The organism is Humibacillus xanthopallidus, assembly GCF_006717145.1.
Classification (GTDB): domain Bacteria; phylum Actinomycetota; class Actinomycetes; order Actinomycetales; family Dermatophilaceae; genus Humibacillus; species Humibacillus xanthopallidus.
The window spans coordinates 1,190,827-1,207,134 of the sequence record NZ_VFQF01000002.1 but is presented as its reverse complement, the minus strand read 5'-3'; the positions used below and the strand labels follow the sequence as shown (position 1 = coordinate 1,207,134).

Sequence of the window (16,308 nt, the reverse complement as noted above, 5' to 3'; positions counted from 1 at the left end):
GCTCAGGGGTGGTTCAGCGCCAGCGGCCGCCGCGCCAGATCAGCTTGTGCACGCCGAGGTGCTTCGGCAAGGTGCGCAGGCCCGGGATCCAGGGGATGCAGATGAAGCCGATGCTGAGCAGGATCATCAGCGCCCAGACCTGCACGTCCGCGTTGTCGGAGGTCGAGAACGGTGGGATCTGGTACCAGAACGCGTAGAGCCAGAGCCAGGGCTGGCCGGGGTAGTTGCCCGTCTCGTTCATGATGCCCCACTGGTCACCGCCGAGGTTCTGCACTCGGGCCTGGTCCTCGAGGTAGCTCCCGTCTGCGAGGAAGAGCAGCGGCTTCGTGCTGTCGGTGCCGAAGAAGCTCGTCCTCGAGGAGAGCAGCCCCTCCAGCGCACCGCTGCTGGCGAGGGCAAGCTCGCCCTTCGCGAGCGCGGGCACCGGACCGTAGTCGCCGGACGCCACCTTGGCAGGGTCGCCGTCGGGTGCGGCGGCGAGGGCGTCGGAGTAGGCCTGCGCCCACTTCGTGCGCTGGTCGGCGCTCGCGCTCGACCACTGGCGGAGGGCTGCGGCGACGGCCGGGTCGGAGGACAGGGTGCGCAGCGGCGTGATGACGAAGTCGTCGGCTGCATCGATCGGTTGCGTGACCCCGGTCAGCTTCGGCAGGACGATCGGGCCGAGGCTCTGCCCATCCGCATTCGTGTTGTACGGCGGGCCGTAGGTCGCGGTCGTCGTCGTGCCGGCGAGCTCACCGGTCGCGGTCGCGACGACGTCGTTCGGCGCCTCCTGAGCCCAGCGCTGGAGGGAGAGCGCGCTGTCGTCGGGCGAGGAGAAGACGAGCGCAGCCACGATGGTGAGCACGAGCATCACGACGAGCGCGATGACGAACTCCTTCACGAGGTCGTAGCGCCTCGTCGGGAAGTCATGGGAGTCCGGGGCCCAGGTGGCGCTGCGTCGGGTCGCCGTGGCGCTCATGACCCCACCTCCTGTGCCGAGACACCTGCTGTCGGTCGGGCAGCTCCGGGAGGAGCGGCCGCCGCACCCGGACCGGACGTCTCCGGCGGCGCACTCGCCCCCGACGGCTCGGCCGCGACCGGTGACTCGACGCCGACGGGAGACTCGGCCCCGATGGGCGGGACGACGCCACGGCGCCGGACGAGCAGCAGGTGCAGCCCGACGATCACCCCGACGACGAGCGGCAGGAACGACACGTGCCAGAGCACCATCTGGCCGACGTTCATGACGTTGAAGTAGGCACCGACGCCGGCCGCGTTGAGTCCGTCCTTGGCCTGCGTGCTGATCCACTGCGCGTCGAAGTTGGTCTGGATCAGGTAGCCGGTGAACGCGGTTCCGAGCGAGCCGAAGAACGCGAGCGCTCCTGTCGCCCAAGTCATTCCGCGATGTCCACGCCAAGCTGCCATGAAGAACTTGCCCCACAGGTGGATCACCATGGTGGCAAAGAAGAGCTCGACGCTCCACAGGTGCATGGAGTTGACGAAGTGGCCGAAGGAGTTCGTGTGCCACCACGTGATGCCACCGAACGTGAGCACGAGCCCCGAGGCGATGACGACGACGAGCGAGGCGAGGCACGCCACGCCGAAGACGTAGATCCACGAGGCGACGTAGGCGGGCTGCCGGTCGGGCAGCCACTGGCCCTTGGGCACGAGCCCCTCGATCCACCCGCTCAGAGCCCGCGTCCAGCTGTCATGGCTTCCGGCACGCATGGGCGCCGCCGGATCGGTGCGGCTCATGACCCCTCCTCGTCACGATCGGCGGGGAAGGGCAGCAGGATCGCGAGGACGAAGACGACGATCATCGTGAGGATCACGATGAGGTTCGCGACGGTGATCGTGAGGAAGCCCCACTGCACGACCGCGCCTGCGGGGACGGTTGATGTGACGAGCTGGCCGGACATCTGGTTCTCCTGGAAGAGGGGATCTGCGTGAGTCACTCCCGCAACCAGTTGAACTACTACACAACGTAAGAGTAGGGCCCGGCCACCCGGCGGCGCACCACTTTCCCGAAAGAGATCGATGCGCAAGGGCGCCGTATGCCGCCGGGCTGAGCACCTGCCCCGCCCGACGGCATACGGCAGGCTGCGTCAGCTGACGGCCTTGAGCGCGTCCACCTCCCCCGCGCCGAACCAGCTGTTGTGGCCGATCCCACCGGTGCACGTCTGGGGCGCGCCGTTGTCGACGGCCGGGAAGAAGTCATACGGCGAGGTGTCGGCCGGACAGGCGATCGGGTTGACCGCCCGCTGCAGCGCCGTTGCCAGGGCTCCTCCCTGCTTGCCCGTGACACTCGCGATGAGCGCCGCGACGCCAACGGCGTGCGGTGACGCCATGGACGTGCCCTGCTGGTAGCAGTAGGTCGCCCCGGAGGCGTCGACGACACGTCGGGCCGGCAGGCAGGTCGCGGTCAACAGGTTCGCCGGCCACGTCGACAGGACCCGACCGTTCGGGGACGCTGCGGTCCGCTGCAGGATGGAGTCGCCGCCGGGAGCCGCGATGTCGGCCGACGACACGCCGTAGGACGAGTAGAACGACTTCTGTTGCAGGTTGCCGGTTGCCGTGACCCCCACGACGCCGGGAACCTCGACGGGCACGACCGCGCACGCGTTGGTGATGTCACGCAGGACCGGTGTCGTGTTGTCGGGACTCGTCGCATCCTGGGTCGGGTGCGACAGGTCGTCGGCCTGGTTGCCTTCAGCCGCGACGAACACGACGCCCTTGGACTGGGCGAACTGAAGCGCCCGCCGCTCGGCGGTCCAGATGGCTCGCTGCTCCGGGTCGTTCTTGCAGTTGAAGAGCCACGGATCGGCGAAGTAGCTGTTGTTGGTCACCACGGCTCCGGTGCCCGCCACCCACATGTAGGCGCAGACGACGGACTCCGGGAAGAAGAACCCGTCGAGTCCCACGCCGGCCTTGACTCCGGCAATCCTCACGCCCGGGGCGACGCCGACGATCCCGAGGCCGTTGGCTGCCGCGGCAATGGTTCCAGCCGTGTGGGTGCCGTGCCCGTTGTCGTCGTTGCCCGCCGCGAGCGGCGTCGGCACGCCCGAGGCGCAGTTCGCGCTGGCCGCAGCGTCGTAGTTCGCCGCGAGATCGGGGTGCGTGAAGTCAAGTCCGGTGTCGATGTCGGCGACGAGGACGCTGGAGCTGCCGCCGGTGACGGCGTGAGCCTCAGGTACGTGGATCTGGGCCATGTCCCACTGGAGGCCCGACAGGGAGTCGTGGTCGCTCACCGGCGCATTTCCCGCCGGCGGGTCCGCAGTGGTGGACGAGGCGTTGCTCCCGTCGTCAACCCGGGTCGCGAACTTGGCTGTGGCAGAGGCGCCCTCGACACCGGGTGCAGCGCGCATGGTGCTGGCGAAGGTCGCGTCGGACGATCGTGCGATGACGACCCCGATGTTCGAGTAGTTCGCCACGATCTGGCCGTTCGCGTCGCTGACCGCTTTGGCGGCCCCCGACGTGGAGACGCCAGCGCGGTAGACGACGAGATAGGTGGCGGCCCCTGACTGGGACGTGCCTGCGGCCGCGGCACCCGTGATGGGGCCGGCGCCAGCGAGGGCGAGGGCTCCGGCCGTGACAGCGGCCGCAGCGGCGATGAGTGAACGAGATCTTCCCCGAGAAGCAAAGACGGACATGAAATCCTCACTTCCACGACGGTCGCGTGGGACGCGCCCCGCCTCGTGGCCGTCGCCATTGGCGGCCACCCCAACGAAGGTAGACCCGCCTGACCGCCTGCGGACGGCATTCGGCGCAGTTGCCGAGCGCCCCGCGACCGACTCTGCATGATGGTGGTGGTTGCGCGCGAGCGACAGTCCGACGAGGGAGGGCCCCATGCCAGATCCTGATTCCATCGTCATCGGGAGCGGACCCAACGGGCTCGTCGCCGCGAACCTGCTCGTCGACGCGGGGTGGGACGTCCTCGTCCTCGAGGCACAGCCCCGGCTCGGCGGGGCGGTCGCGAGCGACTCCGCGGTGCGTGAGGGATGGGTCCACGACACCTTCAGCTCGTTCTACCCCCTGGCCGCGGCCTCGCCGACCATCGCAGCGCTCGGCCTCGAGCGGCACGGCCTCGAGTGGGTGCACGCACCTGCCGTCGTCGGCCACCCGCTCGATGAAGGACGCTGGGCCGTCCTGCACCGTGACCGGAACGACACGGCGGCTTCACTGGACGCCCTGTGCCCGGGCGACGGGGACGCGTGGCTGCAGCTGTGCCAGTGGTGGAGCCGCATCTCGCAGCCCCTCGTCGGGGCCCTCCTGACCCCCTTCCCGCCGGTACGCCACGGATCGGCTCTCGGAGTGCGGGCGGTCCGGGCCGGGGGGCTGGACACCGTGCGGCGCATGCTCCTGCCTGCGCGCAGCATCGGCGCCGAGCTCTTCCGGGGCGAGGGGCCCCAGCTGCTCATCGCCGGCAACGCAGCGCATGCCGACATCCCCGTCGACTCGCCGGGATCGGGACTCATGGGGCTGCTGCTCGTCATGCTCGGCCAGGAGCTCGGCTTTCCCGTGCCCCGCGGTGGCGCTGGCAAGCTGGCCGAGGCGATGGCGGCCCGCTTCGAGGTTGCGGGCGGGACCGTGCGCACGTCGTGCCGGGTCGAGCACGTCGTCGTCGAGAACGGCCGAGCCATCGGCGTGCGCACCGCTGACGGCGAACGCATCACGTCCCGGCGGTGCGTCATCGCGGACGTCCCCGCCCCGGCGCTCTACGGCGGACTCGTCGACTGGAGCGACCTGCCCAACCGTCTGCGACGCCGGATGGCGCGCTTCGAGTGGGATCCGGCGACCGTGAAGGTCGACTGGGCCCTCGACGGGCCGATCCCGTGGACGGGAGCGCCTTCCAGAACCCCCGGCACCGTGCACCTCGCCCCCTCCGTTGACGCGCTCGCCGTTGCAGGGGCCGAGACGTCGGCTGGGGTCGTGCCGCGAGAGGGGCTCATCCTCCTCGGGCAGATGGCCACGACGGACCCCACACGTGCACCCGCCGGAGCGGAGTCCGTCTGGGCCTACACCCACGTTCCTCACGAGGTGCGGCACCCGAGTCCTGCGAGCGTCGCCGGCCCGGCGATCGAGTCAGGCCGCTGGTCGGCGGCCGCTGCCGAACGCATGGCAGACCGGGTGCAGGCGCGCATCGAGGAGCACGCACCGGGGTTCGGCGAGCGCGTGGTAGCGCGCCGGGTGCTCGGGCCGGCCGACCTCGAGAGCCTGAACGAGAACCTCGTCGGCGGCGCGATCAACGGCGGCACGGCGGCCCTGCAGCAGCAGCTGGTGTTCCGCCCCGTGCCGGGGCTGGGGCGCGCGGAGACACCGATCCAGGGGCTCTACCTCGGCTCGGCATCGGCACACCCGGGGGGCGGTGTCCACGGCGCCTGCGGCTCCAACGCCGCCCGGGCGGCGTTGGGCCACGCACGAGTCTCCAGCTGGCGCAGGCCCGGTGCCCGTGTTCCGGGAGTGAAGGCGAGACGCTCGCCGTGACGCTGCGGCCCTCCAGCGCAACGGGGGGTGGGGCGCAGGGACCTCGGGAGGGCGGCATACCGCCGCGGCGTCGCGACCGTGAGCGCCGCCGATGTCGGCGTTGCCCGTCTGACATCCTGACCCCGTGCGTGCCGTTGTCATCGATGCCGTGCGGGCTGAGCCCCAGGTCCGCGAGGTGGCCCATCCAACGGTTCCGCCGCTCGGAGTGGTCGTCCGTGTCATGGCCACCGGGATGTGCCGCAGCGACTGGCACGCGTGGGCCGGTCATGACGACATCGCCTTGCCCCACGTGCCGGGTCACGAGCTCGCCGGCGTCATCGCCGAGGTGGGGCCGGAGGTCCGCCGGTGGGCGGCGGGTGACCGGGTGACGGTGCCCTTCGTCTGTGGCTGCGGCCGGTGTGCGTGGTGCCTGGCCGGTGAGGCCCAGGTCTGTCCGGACCAGGAGCAACCCGGCTTCACCCACTGGGGGTCGTTCGCTGAGTACGTCGCATTGCACGCGGCTGACACCAACCTCGTGGCCGTGCCTGACAGCATCGACTTCGCGACCGCGGCCAGTCTCGGCTGCCGCTTCGCGACGGCATACCGCGCACTCGTCGGGCGGGCCCGGGTCGCGCACGGCGAGTGGGTGACCGTGGTCGGCGCGGGTGGGGTGGGGCTCAGCACCGTGATGATCGCCCGGGCGCTCGGCGCGCGGGTGGTCGCTGTCGACCGCAACCCCGAGTCGCTCGCAGCCGCGAGGGCGCTGGGTGCGGAGCACACCGTGCTCGCGGACGGCGCCGACATCCCGGCCGCCGTCGCGGAGCTCACCGACGGCGGGAGCCACGTCGCCGTCGACGCCGTCGGCAGCGAGCAGACCTGTGCCGACGCGATCCTCAGCCTGCGCCGCCGCGGCCGCCACGTGCAGATAGGCCTGCTGCCGCCCGTCGACGGACACCCCAGGGTGCCGATGGCGCGGGTCATCGGCTGGGAGCTCGACCTGCTGGGCAGCCACGGGATGGCGGCCAGCGACTACCCGGGAATGATGCAGCTCATCCAGCAGGGCCGCCTCCAGCCCCAGCTGCTGGTCGAGCGCACCATCGGTCTCGACGAGGCCGCCGCCCTGCTCCCCCGGTTCGACGTCGCGACGGTCGCGGGCATCACCATCGTCGACCCCCGCCGCTGAGGCACCCGGGACGAGCATCGGCCCGCGCCCACTGCGGGACTCGGGCCGATGCCGGGCTGGTGGACGGGTCAGTCGTTGACCTTCACGGTCATCTTGCCCGTGCTGTTGCTCTGAACGACCTTGATCGTGACTCCGGCGCCCGCGACCTTGACGCTGCCCCCGGGGTTGGCGGTGTCGTAGTAGCGGTTCGGGTCGGTGTCGTCGAAGACCGGGACCGGAGCCTGGGCCGGCACCTCGAGCGTCGTCATGCCCGCGGCGGTCTCGCGGTGCAGCGAGATGGGGTCCGTCGCCTCGACGCCGAAGGTCGAGTCGAACGACTGGATGCGGTTGCGAGCGACAGTGTCGTCACTCCACCTCAGCGGCGTCGGACGGGCGTCGACCGGCAGCACGCGGCCGGTCCCGGGATGCGAGCGGGTGTTGTTGTTCGACACCGCGGTGTTCCAGTAGCTGACGAGCAGGCCGTCCTGGTAGGGGAAGTGCTCGACCCAGTTGTCCTTGGTCAGTGGCCAGCCGAAGTTGTAGGGCCCCGTCTTCAGCGTGGCGTCGTAGCCGGCATACTGCCGGTTCTCGGCGATGTAGAAGCGGTCCTTGCCCGCGGCATCCTTGGGCAGGGTGACGATGAGCGCCTGCTCCTTCTTCGTGGCGTGCATCGACGGCCCGAGCATGAGCGTGGCCTTCTCGTCATGCGCGACCGTCGTGTAGTCGAGCCAGCCGAGCTGGAGCTTCTCCCAGGCGCCCATGTGGTTGGGCGTCGTGCCGATGTCACCGGTGCCGTGACCGAGCCACGAGCCCGAGCTCATGAGGGTCCAGAAGCCGGTGCCGTTCTCGCCACCGCCCGTGTCGTAGAGGTCGGGCAGGCCGAGGTCGTGGCCGAACTCGTGGGCGAAGACGCCGAGGCCACCGTTCTCAGGCTCGGTCGTGTAGTCGCGGATCCAGAAGGCCGTGTTTCCGATCTGGATGCCGCCGTTGCGGTTCCAGGTCGGGCCGCCGTTGCGCGACTGGTTGACCGACCAGCGGTGCGACCAGATCGCCCACTCGGGCGCCCCGGCCTCCTCGCCCTCGCCGGCGTGCACCGCCTGGAAGTGGTCGATGTAGCCGTCGGGCTCGTTGAAGTTGCCGTCCTTGTCGTAGTCGTAGCGGTCCCACTGGTCGAACGACTGCAGGTATGCCGTGATGTCGGCGTCGGACTTGCCCTTCGCCTTCTGCTGGTCGTACCAGGCGTTGGCGCTGTCCTGGATGAAGCGGCGCATGTCGGTGGAGTTCTCGGTCTGCCCGTAGCTCGCCTCGTGATAGGGCACTTTCACCCAGTCCGAGGTGTCGCCCTTGACCGTGTAGCGACCGCTGGACATCTCGCTGTAGACGCTCGACATGGACTCGCCCGCACCGAAGAACATGTCCTGGAAGTGGTCGCGATTGAAGTCGTCGACCCAGTACGTCGTGTTGTCCTTGGTGCGGTCCGGCTCCGGAATCGCGTTGTGCACCGGGCCGGCAGGCATCGCCGCATACCGGCTGTCCTTCTGGTCGCCGAACTCGACGAGGAAGGTGAGGATGCTGTCGGTCGACTTCAGGCCGTACTGCGCCCACTGGCCGGGGGCGATCTGCACCGCCTTGCCGCCCCCGCTGCCGCCCCGCGACTCGGGGGTCGCCTCGCCGCGGACGACCTTGGCGACGGCCTCCTCCATGGCGGCTCGGCGGTCGTCGTTCTGTGCGTCGGGGCGGTCGTCGACGCGCTGCACGGCAATGCCGTCCGCGTCGGCCGCCGCGCCCGGCACCGGGTCGGGTGTCGCGCTGGCCGCGATGCTCGGGCACAGCGCCGTGGCGGCGGCGAGCACCGAGACCACCACGATTCGGGGTTTCATGTTGCGCATTTCTCCTCCATCCCGCATTGCTGCGGCCCTGTCTCATGCGAGCGCGCCAGCGGCGACCGGCGCGTGACCGCCGAAGCGGTCAACGGAGCGTATGTCAGGAAAAGTGCAATTTGTTTAAAGAAAGTGCAAATGTTCGTCAGCCCTCCTCCCGCCCAATCGAGGTGATCCCGCCACCCACGTGACGCCCGATATCACCTCCACCCAGCCGGACGGCATACCGGATCGAGGTGATCCCGCCACCCACGCGAGGGCCAGGATCACCTCGACTCGGGGAAGGTTCAAAGACCCCGCCCCCGTATGCCGCTCTCCCGCCCATCCGAGGTGATCCCGCCACCCACGTCAGGGCCAGGATCACCTCCACCCAGCCGGACGGCGTACCGGATCGAGGTGATCCCCCCACCCACGTCAGGGCCAGGATCACCTCGACTCGGGGAAGGTGCAGAGACCCCCGAGCCGGTATGCCGCCCTCCCGCCCATCCGAGGTGATCCCGCCACCCACGCGACGCCCGGGATCACCTCCACCCAGCCGGACGGCATACCGGATCGAGGTGAACCCGCCACCCACGTCAGGGCCAGGATCACCTCGACTCGGAAGGTTCAGAGGCCCCGAGCCGGTATGCCGCCCTCCCGCCCAATCGAGGTGATCCCGCCACCCACGTGACGCCCGATATCACCTCCACCCAGCCGGACGGCATACCGGATCGTGGTGAACCCGCCACCCACGTCAGGGCCAGGATCACCTCGACTCGGGGAAGGTTCAAAGACCCCGACCCCGTATGCCGCCCTCCCGCCCATTCGAGGTGATCCCGCCACCCACGTGAGGTCCGGGATCACCTCCACCCAGCCGGACGGCATACCGGATCGAGGTGATCCCGCCACCCACGTGAGGGCCAGGATCACCTCGACTCGGGGAAGGTTCAAAGACCCCGAGCCCGTCAGCCGCCTGCGGGCACCTTGTTGAGCGTGCAGACGAAGTACTTGACGATGCCGTCGTCGACGAGCGCACCTGAGGCCAGCGCTGCGTCGATCTCGTCGGTGGAGTCGAGCACGCCGTTGCCGTCGAGGTCCCCGGCGGCCAGCGCTGCGGCATATCCCTGAGGAGTGGACACCTTGTGCACCTGCCAGCGGCCACCGTTGAAGCCCGGGTCACCGGGCGCCGCGGTGGCCACGCTCCGCTGCGCTCCGAAGAAGTTGTAGATCGTGTCCCAGCTCTGCGCCGGGGCTCCCGTGCCGGACAGGTCGGTGGGCGTCACGACGGTGCGGTAGAGCACGTGGTTGACGTAGATCGCCGGGCCCGAGACCCCGGCGGCCCCTGCCGTCGCGCTCAGCCCCAGCACCGCTCCCGCTGCCGTTGCGACAACGGCGATCGTGCGAAATGCCTTGCTCCTCATGGGATTCCTCGCTCTCTGGTCCACCCCGATGGTGGCCTGAAGCGAGTCAACCGGGCCGCCGCGCAGGAGGCCATGACGCGGTGGTTGCAGACCCCTTACGGGGTGGTGACCTCCTCGCCGGCGCCGACCGCGGGCCGCCGCCCCGCCCTATCCTCGAACCATGACCAGCGCCCTCGTTGTCGACGACGACCCCACCGTGGGCGACGTCGTGAGCGCCTACCTCGAACGGGCCGGCTTCGAGGTGCACCGCGCTGCCGACGGAGTCGCCGCCCTCGCCCTGGCGTCCGTGGTGTCCCCCGACGTCGTGGTCCTCGACCTCATGCTCCCGGGGATCGGTGGGTTGGAGGTATGCCGCAGGCTGCGTCACGACCACCCCCGGGTCCCCGTCGTGATGCTCACCGCCCTCGGCGAGGAGGAGGACCGGATCCTCGGCCTGGAGGTCGGCGCCGACGACTACGTGACCAAGCCGTTCAGCCCTCGAGAGCTCGTGCTGCGCGTCCAGGCGATCCTGCGCAGGGCCGCTGCGCCGGGCCCTGACGGACCACCCGACGACGGGCGGGCGACCGCGGAGCCCCGGGGGGTGAGCGCCGACGGCGACCTCGTGCTCGACCGACGCGCTCATGTGGTGACTCGCCGTGGCACCGAACTCTCCCTCACAGCAAGGGAGTTCGCGCTGCTCGACTGGTTCCTCAGCCACCCCGGCGAGGTGCACCGCCGTGACGAGCTGATGCGAGCCGTGTGGGGTTGGGAGTTCGGCGACGAGTCGACGGTGACCGTCCACGTCCGTCGGCTCCGAGAGAAGATCGAGGCAGAGCCGTCCGCGCCGACCCGGCTCGTCACGGTCTTCGGGGTGGGTTACCGCTGGGACGCCTTGCCGCCGGACCGTGCCTGATGCCCACCCAGGTGTCGGCCGTCGCGCTGGCCGCCGGCGTCACGCTCGTGGTCGGGCTGCTGGGCGTGGTTCTCGTGATGGCGCTCGCTCGTCGCTCGGTCGGACGGGCAGCGATCGCGGCGCCGGTGGTCGTGGTCATCGCGGTGGCCGCGGGCGTCTACGCGAGCGCGCGCGCGATGTTCCTGCAACCCGAGGACTCCGCCACCGTGCTGCTCGTGCTGCTGGCCGCCGTGCCCGTCGCCGCGGTGCTCGGCGCCCTCGTGGCACGCCGGGTCATCGACGCGGACCGAGCCGCGACGGCCGACCGGATGGCTCGCGAGCTCGAGGTGCGGGCGGAGGCCGACCGGCGCGAGCTCGTCGCGTGGGTGTCGCACGACCTGCGCACGCCGTTGGCCGGCATCTGGGCGATCAGCGAGGCGGTCGAGGACGGGGTCGCCACCGATGTGCCCGCCGCCATGCGCCAGGTGCGTGCCTCGGTGCACCAGATGGGTGACCTCGTCGACACGCTCCTCGCCCTCTCCCGGCTCCAGGCCGCCGATCCTGCACTGCAGATGACCGTGGTCGACGTGGGCGACCTGGTCTCGGAGGCGGTGGCAGCCCTGCGCCCGCTCGCGGACGTCGAGGGGGTCCGGCTCGCGGGCTCTGCCGCGCCGATGGTCCGGGCCGTGGTCGCTCCCGGCGAGGTGCGGCGCGCGGTCGCGAACCTCGTGGTCAACGGCATACGGCACACCCCGCGTGGTGGCGAGGTGACGACGACAGTGACCCGCGACGCCGACGCGGTCGTCGTCGCGGTGGTCGACGAGTGCGGCGGCATCCCCGACGACGTCATCGGGAGGGTCTTCGAGACGGGCTACCGCGCCACCGCGGCGCGCACCCCAGGCGAGGGTCGCGGCTCGGGGCTGGGGCTCGCCATCGTCGCCGGGGTGGCTCGGGCACACGGCGGCTCGGCGGACGTGGTGAACGTCGACGGCGGCTGCCGGTTCACCCTCCGCCTGCCGGCCGACGGTCACCCTGCAGCACCTCGCTGACGTTCTCGACGGCCCGCCCCCGCAGGTGGCGCGCGAGGCCACAACACGTGCTGTCGTCAGCTGGCTTGCACCATGGGGTGGCGGATCCCGGCCGTTCGACCGGGGCGAGCCGCGTGGCATGCGAGCAGGTTTGAGGACGCCGCACCGACGCGGAGCCAGGAGACAGTCCTCCGCCACATCGTCACCGTCTCGAGGAGATCGCCATGTCAGCCCAGAGCTCACCACCGCAACGAAACGACCGCGTCGAATCACGCGACCGGAGCGCCACCACCACCACGACGCCTGCCTCGCCGAGGAGCGAGCGCATGCGGGCGCTGACACAGGATCGCTACGGCACCACTGGCGTGCTCGCCGTGCGCGACGTCGAACGCCCCAGGCCCGGTGAGGGCGAGGTCCTCGTGCGAGTCGCGGCGGCCGGGATGGACCGGGGCGCGTGGCACTTCATGACGGGTGAGCCCTACCTGATGCGCCTGCTGGGCTTCGGCTTCCGGGCTCCCAGCGTCGCGGTGCCCGGGACGAACTTCGCGGGCGTGGTCGAGACGGTGGGCGAGGGAGTCACCGCCTACCAGCCGGGCGATGAGGTGTACGGGGCGTGCCGCGGCACGTTCGCCGAGTTTGCCGTGGCGTCGGTCGAGAAGGTCGCCCCCAAACCGCCGCGGCTGTCCTTCGAGGAGGCGGCCGTGCTGCCCTACCCGACCTTCGTCGCGCTGCAGGCACTGCGCGACCACGGTCACGTGCAGCCGGGCCAGCGCGTGCTCGTCGTGGGCGCGTCGGGCGCCGTGGGCACGATCGCGGTCCAGCTCGCCTCCGCGTTCGGGGCAACCGTGACGGGGGTGTGCAGCGCAGGCGGCGCCGACCTGGTGCGCTCCTTGGGCGCGAGTGACGTGATCGACTACACCACAACGGATTTCGCCGACGGCTCGGTCCGGTTCGACCTCATCCTCGACATCGGCGGCCGGACACCGGTTCGCCGCCTGCGCCGAGCGCTCACTCGGACAGGGACGCTGGTCATCGTCGGCGGAGAGGGTGACCGGTGGATCGGCGGCATCCATCGTCAGCTGGGGGCTGCGCTCCTGTCGCCCTTCGTGCCGCAGAGGCTCGTCTCCTTCGTGACGAGGGAGCACGCCCGGGAGCTGCTCACGATGAACGAGCTCGTGGCCGCCGGCCAGGTCAGGCCGGTGCTCGGCCCGGTCTTCCCGCTGTCGGAAGGAGCGGCCGCCGTCGCAGCCTTCGAGGAGGGGCGCTCGCCAGGACGGGTCGTCATCTCCGCGTGACAGTCACCCACTGCGGCTCGACGCGACGGCCCTGACCGATCCGTCAGCTGGACACCGACCACCACGGCCGGCGGCGAACCTCGCCGCCGGCCGTTCCGGCGCCGGCCGTTCCGGCGCCGCGATGAAGGAGCGCCCATCCCGGTCATCTGACCGGCGCGAAGGCCGGGGCACCAGCGGCACCGTGAAGGACATCACCAACCACGGCCCAGGAGGTCATCGTGCCCGCCGCTCTGGAGACTCGACTCCCGACACCCCGCCCCGCCCCACCCCTCACCGCACCACCCACCCCCGTCAGCGGGTCCCCGACGGGCAGGCGCCCACGGCTCGCCCTGGCGCTGCTGGTGTCCGCGCAGTTCGTCGTCATGCTCGACACGTCGATCGTCAATGTCGCACTGCCCGCCATGCAGTCCGGCCTCGGTCTCACGCCGACCGGGACCACGTGGGTCGTCAACGCCTACGTCCTGGCCGTCGGCGGCCTGTTGCTGCTGTCCGGCCGGGCCGCCGACCTGATCGGGCGGCGCCGGATGTTCGTCGCCGGCTCGGCCCTGTTCACCATGGGCACGCTGGTCGCGGCCACGGCCACCGGGCAGGGCGTGCTCGTGGGCGGCCGCATCCTCCAGGGGGTGGGCGCGGCAGCCCTGAGCCCCGCCGCGATGTCCCTGCTGCTGCTGACCTTCCCCGGCGCCGCACGAGCACGGGCCATGGGCCTGTGGGGCGCGGCCTCCACGCTCGGCGGCGCGACCGGGGTCATGGCGGGCGGGCTGCTCGTCGGATCGTTCGGGTGGTCGTCGGTCTTCGTCGTGACCGTTCCCGTCTCCGTCGCGGGCGTCGTCCTCGCCCGGCGTCTGCTGCCCGACGACGTGCGCGGGGCACGTCGTCCCTTCGACTGGTTCGGGTCGGCGGCCGTGACCGGCGCCGCCGTCGCTCTCGTGCACGCCGCACTCGGCCTCGCCGACCACGGCCTAATGTCGGTGCCCGTGTTCGGAGGACTGGTCGCGTCGATGGTCCTGCTCTGGGCCTTCGGGATGATCGAACGCCGGGCCGCGGACCCGCTCGTGCCGCTGGAGCTGTTGCGCTCACGGCCCCTCGATGCCGGTGTGGTCCTCGCGGTCCTCGGTGGCGCCGCGCGCGCCTCCACGTTCGTGCTCGTGGCCCTCTACCTCCAGCAGATGCTCGCCATGGCTCCGCAGCAGGCCGGGTTCGCGATGGTGCCCACGGCCTTGACGGGGTTCGTCGTCTCCCTCGCCCTCCTGCCCAGGATGGTGCGTGCGCTCGGTGCGCAACGCACGCTGGTCGTCGGCATGGTGGTTCTCGCAGCCGGACACCTCTGGCTGGCGAGCGCACCGCTCGGTGCGGGCTACCTCGCGGGGGTGTTGCCGGGTCTGCTGCTGGTGGCGACCGGTGTCGCGCTCAGCTTCACGCCCACGACGATGGTGATCGCCTCCGCCGTCCCGGCCACGCACACCGGCCTGGCTGCGGGGCTCGCCGGATCGGCGACGCAGATCGGTGCAGCTGTCGGCATCGCCTCGTTCACGGCCATCGGCCTTGCCGTCGCCGAGGACGGAGCCGCGACGATGTCGGCCGCGGGCTTCGCGGCAGCCTTCACCACAGCCGCGGCGGTCTCCCTGGCCACGGCACTCATGGGTGTGGTGCTCGTCGCCGCGCAGCGAAGTCGCTCCCCCATCACCTCGGCGACCGGGCCTGCCTCCACGTCGGTGCGAGCGGGGCGAGACTCATGAACGGCGCAGCCGCAGACGGCCGGGTCCGAGCAGGGTATGCCGCGAACGACCTCACGCGTCCAAGCTCGGTGACCGTTCAGCGGGCACCTCGCACGAGGCGCTCGCTCGCAGTGATCGTGGCCGGGTCGTTCGCCACGGGTGGCGTCGTCGCGCTGATGCTGGCTGCAGCTCCGCTCATCCCCGCCGAGGAGCCGCGCATGGCCGGCGCAGCCCTGATCGGGTTCGCGGTCGGCTGGGCGATGCTGGCGCTGCTGACGACACGTTTCACCGACCACCCTCAGCGGTGGGCCTGTGCACCGGCGGTCTTCATGGGTCTGGGCGGACTGCTGCTGACGGGCGGCGGTCGTGGCGCGAGCGCCGTGCTCGACTGGGTCTGGCCGCCGACCCTGCTCGCGTTGGTCGTCTGGATGGTCCTCCAGGTGCGGCGTCACCTGCCCGGACCGAGCCGTCGCTGGCTGATGCTCCCGATGCTGGGCGTCCTGGCGCTGGCCTCGGTCGGCGGCGCGTACCAGACGGTCGGGGCGGCGCTCGCTGCACGCGCGAACCCCGCGCCCGGCCAGCTGGTCGACGTCGGCGGTCACCGGCTGCACCTCCGCTGCACCGGGTCCGGCAGCCCGACGGTCGTGGTCCAGACGGGTGGTGGCGAGTTCTCCTCGAACTGGGCGTGGATCTCGCCGGCCGTCGCTCGCGACACGCGCGTCTGCGTCTACGACCGAGCAGGGCGAGGGTGGAGCGAGCCCGCCGGTGCGCCGCAGGACGGTGCAACGGTCGCCACTGAGCTCCACACCCTTCTGCAGCGCGCACACGTCCCGGGGCCGTACGTGCTCGCCGGCCACTCCTTCGGAGGCCTCTACACCTTGACGTTCGCCGCGCTCTACCCCGACGAGGTGGTCGGCATGGTGCTCGTGGACTCGACTGCGCCGGCCGGGCCGTCGCACGGGGTGGTCGTCCCGTCGAGCGACAGCGGCTCGTACGACCTGACTGCCAGGCTCTCGGCACTCGCGGCGGCCTCGGCCCGGGTCGGCCTCACCCGGCTGTATGCCCCGGTCGAAGCAGGCTCCCTTCCCCCACGAGCTCGCGACGAGGTCCGGGCGAGCATCGGCCGGTCGGAGACGCTCGAGAGCACGATTGACGAGTACGCCCAGGCGGGGACCTCGGCCACCCAGGCGAGTGCTCTCACCTCCTTCGGCGCCAAGCCCCTGGCGGTGCTGACTGCCGGATCCGGTAGCGCGCCAGACTGGTTCGGCAAGCAGGACCGTCTGGCTGCGCTGTCGACCAACTCGCAGCACCGCATCATCGCCGGCGCCACCCACGAGGACCTCATCGCAGACGAGGCCGACGCCGCGGCGACGACGCAGGCGATTCTCGACGTCGTCTCGGCTGTCCGGACAGGCGAGCCCGTGGCGCGCTGAGACGCGGGTCGCCCGGCAGACCCGACGGTGGGTCTGCCGGGTGAGGCAGGATCTCGCTCGTCGAGGCTGTCGGGTCGAG

The 16,308-nt window shown here is 71.1% G+C and carries 13 protein-coding genes; 7 read left to right on the top strand and 6 right to left on the bottom strand.

Annotation, left to right across the window (positions count from 1 at the left end):
• Nucleotides 1-13: 13 nt before the first annotated feature.
• From FHX52_RS16230 to FHX52_RS16220, 4 genes are all read right to left on the bottom strand, one after another.
• Entirely contained in the window at nucleotides 14-958 is a 945-nt protein-coding gene (locus FHX52_RS16230; protein ID WP_141823348.1) for a hypothetical protein, read from the bottom strand.
• Entirely contained in the window at nucleotides 955-1,734 is a 780-nt protein-coding gene (locus tag FHX52_RS16225; RefSeq protein WP_221630623.1) for a cytochrome b N-terminal domain-containing protein, read from the bottom strand. The genes FHX52_RS16230 and FHX52_RS16225 overlap by 4 nt, the downstream gene beginning before the upstream one ends.
• A complete protein-coding gene (locus FHX52_RS23935) occupies nucleotides 1,731-1,898 on the bottom strand; it encodes a hypothetical protein (protein WP_185747321.1) in 168 nt (55 codons plus the stop codon). Before FHX52_RS23935 ends, FHX52_RS16225 begins: the two co-directional genes overlap by 4 nt.
• A 186-nt stretch (nucleotides 1,899-2,084) precedes the next feature.
• Nucleotides 2,085-3,629, bottom strand: coding sequence for a S8 family serine peptidase (locus tag FHX52_RS16220; RefSeq protein WP_185747320.1), 1,545 nt, complete (start codon nucleotides 3,627-3,629; stop codon nucleotides 2,085-2,087).
• Nucleotides 3,630-3,825: 196 nt separating this feature from the next.
• On the opposite strand from FHX52_RS16220, the gene FHX52_RS16215 reads away from it, so the two are divergent.
• Together FHX52_RS16215 and FHX52_RS16210 are read left to right on the top strand one after the other, a co-directional pair.
• Entirely contained in the window at nucleotides 3,826-5,463 is a 1,638-nt protein-coding gene (locus tag FHX52_RS16215) for a phytoene desaturase family protein (RefSeq protein WP_141823346.1), read from the top strand.
• A gap of 124 nt (nucleotides 5,464-5,587) precedes the next feature.
• Complete coding sequence (locus tag FHX52_RS16210; RefSeq protein ID WP_141823345.1) at nucleotides 5,588-6,625, top strand: zinc-dependent alcohol dehydrogenase family protein; 1,038 nt, start codon at nucleotides 5,588-5,590, stop codon at nucleotides 6,623-6,625.
• A gap of 68 nt (nucleotides 6,626-6,693) precedes the next feature.
• Here FHX52_RS16210 and FHX52_RS16205 read toward each other — a convergent pair whose 3' ends face one another.
• Both FHX52_RS16205 and FHX52_RS16200 read right to left on the bottom strand, forming a co-directional pair.
• A complete protein-coding gene (locus FHX52_RS16205) occupies nucleotides 6,694-8,484 on the bottom strand; it encodes an immune inhibitor A domain-containing protein (RefSeq protein WP_141823344.1) in 1,791 nt (596 codons plus the stop codon).
• 944 nt (nucleotides 8,485-9,428) lie between these two features.
• Nucleotides 9,429-9,884: a hypothetical protein gene (locus tag FHX52_RS16200; RefSeq protein WP_141823343.1), complete on the bottom strand. Its 456-nt coding sequence runs from the start codon at nucleotides 9,882-9,884 to the stop codon at nucleotides 9,429-9,431.
• A gap of 160 nt (nucleotides 9,885-10,044) precedes the next feature.
• Here FHX52_RS16200 and FHX52_RS16195 point away from each other — a divergent pair, with 160 nt between their 5' ends.
• The 5 genes from FHX52_RS16195 to FHX52_RS16175 all read left to right on the top strand — a co-directional run bounded on the left by FHX52_RS16195 (nucleotide 10,045) and on the right by FHX52_RS16175 (nucleotide 16,229).
• On the top strand, nucleotides 10,045-10,776 hold the full coding sequence (locus FHX52_RS16195) for a response regulator transcription factor (protein WP_141823342.1): 732 nt from the start codon (nucleotides 10,045-10,047) through the stop codon (nucleotides 10,774-10,776).
• Nucleotides 10,776-11,804: a sensor histidine kinase gene (locus FHX52_RS16190; RefSeq protein ID WP_141823341.1), complete on the top strand. Its 1,029-nt coding sequence runs from the start codon at nucleotides 10,776-10,778 to the stop codon at nucleotides 11,802-11,804. Before FHX52_RS16195 ends, FHX52_RS16190 begins: the two co-directional genes overlap by 1 nt.
• Before the next feature lie 305 nt (nucleotides 11,805-12,109).
• Complete coding sequence (locus FHX52_RS16185; RefSeq protein ID WP_141823340.1) at nucleotides 12,110-13,078, top strand: NAD(P)-dependent alcohol dehydrogenase; 969 nt, start codon at nucleotides 12,110-12,112, stop codon at nucleotides 13,076-13,078.
• Nucleotides 13,079-13,296: 218 nt separating this feature from the next.
• Nucleotides 13,297-14,817: an MFS transporter gene (locus FHX52_RS16180; protein WP_141823339.1), complete on the top strand. Its 1,521-nt coding sequence runs from the start codon at nucleotides 13,297-13,299 to the stop codon at nucleotides 14,815-14,817.
• The gene (locus FHX52_RS16175; RefSeq protein WP_141823338.1) at nucleotides 14,814-16,229 is read left to right on the top strand and encodes an alpha/beta hydrolase; all 1,416 of its coding nucleotides are present in this window, start codon (nucleotides 14,814-14,816) and stop codon (nucleotides 16,227-16,229) included. Before FHX52_RS16180 ends, FHX52_RS16175 begins: the two co-directional genes overlap by 4 nt.
• Nucleotides 16,230-16,308: the final 79 nt, after the last annotated feature.